At 59.3% G+C, this 798-nt stretch carries 2 protein-coding genes; both read left to right on the top strand.

Features of this window, described 5'->3' with window-relative positions:
• Positions 1-92 precede the first annotated feature (92 nt).
• On the top strand, positions 93-353 hold the full coding sequence (locus EOA85_RS36445; protein WP_029349900.1) for a DUF1344 domain-containing protein: 261 nt from the start codon (positions 93-95) through the stop codon (positions 351-353).
• A 344-nt stretch (positions 354-697) separates the two neighbouring features.
• The coding region (locus EOA85_RS36440) for a DUF1059 domain-containing protein (RefSeq protein WP_127212812.1) at positions 698-798 on the top strand (101 nt) is incomplete at its 3' end.

Here is a 798-nt window from a genome sequence, read left to right as displayed (position 1 = left end):
CCCCTAGAACCGCGACCCGACGCGACCGGACGGCCCATGATTGAGTGGGGCACCTTTCCAAATGGTGCCCTCATTTTCCAGGAGAGCATGCCATGCGCAAGCTTATTATGTCGGTTGCGGCTGCTGCCGTTCTTGCCTCTGGTGGCGCTGCCTTCGCAGCGGTCAAGCACACCACGGGCACGGTCAAAACTTATGATGGAACAACCATGAGCCTTGTTCTGGATGACGGATCTGCCTTTACGCTGCCCAAGGCCTTCAAGAACCCTGGCCTGAAGGCCGGCGAAAAGGTCCGCGTTTCGTGGGACATGAGCGGCAAGCACAAAATTGCCGAGGCAGTCAGGATCGTGAAGTGATCGCCTGCTCGCTGGAGCAAGACGAGGTCTTGCCTCCGGGGTAGCGTAAGAGGGCGGAGCAGCGCTGCTCCGCCCTTTCGGTTTCTCGCGCATGACCCCGAAAACTGCTTCCGGTTTTCGGAAGGATCATGCGCAGATGACAAAACGTTGGAGCGTCCTTTACGCGTCTACCGGACGCGCGGCGCTCTAACGCAACCAAAACCATTCGATCGTGTTATGCTGGCTCGGTCAGCGCATGACCCGAATGCCGATTCCGGTTCGCCAGGGATCATGCGTCGATCAACGTGTGGAGCTTCCGTGTCAGAGCAGATGCGGCGCTCCGAGGAGGAAAAAGGGAGAATCCGATGAAGGAATTCCACTGCGGCTCGCTCGTTCCGGGTTGTGACTGGCATACGCGCGCCGACGAGGAAGCCGAGATCATGCGTCGTGCGGTCGAGCACATGCG

It is taken from the genome of Mesorhizobium sp. M5C.F.Ca.IN.020.29.1.1 (genome assembly GCF_003997375.1).
In the GTDB taxonomy this organism is placed as follows: domain Bacteria; phylum Pseudomonadota; class Alphaproteobacteria; order Rhizobiales; family Rhizobiaceae; genus Mesorhizobium; species Mesorhizobium wenxiniae.
The sequence above is the reverse complement of the archived record's forward strand: the minus strand, read 5'-3'. Positions and strand labels throughout refer to the sequence as shown.